At 70.6% G+C, this 1,858-nt stretch carries 2 protein-coding genes; one reads left to right on the top strand and one right to left on the bottom strand.

Annotated elements, in window-relative coordinates; genetic code table 11:
- Window positions 1–576 precede the first annotated feature (576 nt).
- A complete protein-coding gene (locus AC31A1_RS50815) occupies window positions 577–1,116 on the top strand; it encodes a bacterial proteasome activator family protein (RefSeq protein WP_489659819.1) in 540 nt (179 codons plus the stop codon).
- Between the two features lie 80 nt (window positions 1,117–1,196).
- Here the strand turns inward: AC31A1_RS50815 and AC31A1_RS50820 are convergent.
- The coding region (locus AC31A1_RS50820) for a PASTA domain-containing protein (RefSeq protein ID WP_489659820.1) at window positions 1,197–1,858 on the bottom strand (662 nt) is incomplete at its 5' end.

Genomic DNA, 1,858 nt, shown 5'->3' on the forward strand with positions numbered 1-1,858 from the left:
GTGTAGGGCTGGCGGGGCTGGCCGAGTGGCTCCCGTCGTCGTCACCGTCCGCCGTCAGCCCAGCTGTGTCATCGCCCTCGCCCGCACCTCCGCTCTCGTCCTCGTCGGTGGTCGGCTCCGCGGTGCGGCCCGGCCGTTCCCGTCCTTCGCCCGCTTGGCTTCCGGCCCTGGAGGGATCGGGGGAGGCGTGGGCGGCGTCGGGGCCGGAAGCAGGCCTCAAGGCGGAGGCCGAGGCGGCAGCGGAAGCAGGGGCGGATGCGGGCGCCGTGACCGCGACCCGACCGCCCCCGGCACCACCGGTGCTCGCACCGCTCCCCGACTCCACGCCGTACGCCGGAACACCCCCGCACGGATTCACCACCGCACCTGTGCCCAGCACAAGCAGCAGTCCCGTTGTACGCAGCCATGGAGTCACGTCCGTGACCCCCTCCCGAGCCGAGGCGGCAAGATCGACGCGACCAGCGTCACATCGGGCGGCCGTTACGGCACTCCGGGTTCGGCCATGCGGAAACCGTGGATCACCTTTCGAGGGGGGCACCACGGTCGTGAGGTGTACGAGTGCGAGAGAATGGCGGAATGGAGATGCCGAGGAACGAAAGGTCACCGGAGAAGCCTCAGATCCTGGTCGTGGGACAGGACGGGATGGCGCTCGGTGGCACCGGGGAAGAGGACTCCCGCGAGATCCCGGTGACGGAGATGGTGGAACAGCCGGCCAAGGTCATGCGGATCGGCAGCATGATCAAGCAGCTTCTTGAGGAGGTGCGTGCGGCTCCCCTCGACGAAGCCAGCCGGGCTCGGCTCAAGGAGATCCACCGCAGCTCCGTGAAGGAGCTGGAGGACGGTCTGGCGCCCGAGCTGGTGGAGGAGCTGGAGCGGCTGTCGCTGCCGTTCACGGACGACGTGACGCCGAGCGACGCGGAACTGCGCATCTCGCAGGCCCAGTTGGTGGGCTGGCTGGAGGGGCTTTTCCACGGGATCCAGACCACGCTGTTCGCCCAGCAGATGGCCGCGCGGGCGCAGCTGGAGCAGATGCGCCGGGCGCTGCCGCCGGGCGTGGGCGACGGCACCGAGGAAGGGCAGCCGGGCGGCGGCCGCGTGGGCGGTCCGTACCTGTAGGACCCGCACCCGCACGCTTACCGCCCACCGTCAAAGGGGCCCGGCAGCCGATGCTGCCGGGCCCTTCCACAGGAGCGGCGTCAGGACGGGTTGCCCGTGGAGACGCCCAGCTGGATCTGGGGCATGTCCTTGGGGTCCACGTCCGTGCCGGCCGCCGGGAACTGGTCCATGACCGTGCCCTGGCCGTAGGTGTTCTCGTCCTCGGACTTGATCTTCACCTTCCAGCCCGCGGCCTGCAGGCAGGACTTGACCGAGTCGATGTACTTGAACTGGAAGTCCGGGATCTGGATCTTGCTGGGGTCGTTGTACGACTCCTCCGGCTCCTTGCACGCGGTCGTCGCGATCGTCTTCGACGTGTCGCCGTCGCGGTGACCCTCGACCGCGGTCGCCGAGGTGCTCGCGCTGCTGTCGCTGCCCTTCGCGTCGTCATTGCTGCCGTTGTTCATCGACAGGGTGACGATCAGCGCGCCGACCGCGATGACGGCGACGACCACCGAGCCGATGATCACCGGCTTGTTGCTCTTGCCGCCGCCTCCCCCGGACGCCGGCGTCGGGTGCTGCGGGGTCAGGTTGTACGGCGGCGGGGTCGAGAGGCCCTGCTGCCCGAACCCGACCGAGGGCTGCGGCTGGTAGCCCGCCTGCTGCGGATAGCCGTAGGCCGGGGCGGGCGCGGGCGTGCCGCCGTAGGGACCCGGCTGGTACGGCGTCTGTACGGGGCCGGTGGGGGCCGGGGCCGCCTGGT

The organism is Streptomyces sp. P5F9, from assembly GCF_057961495.1.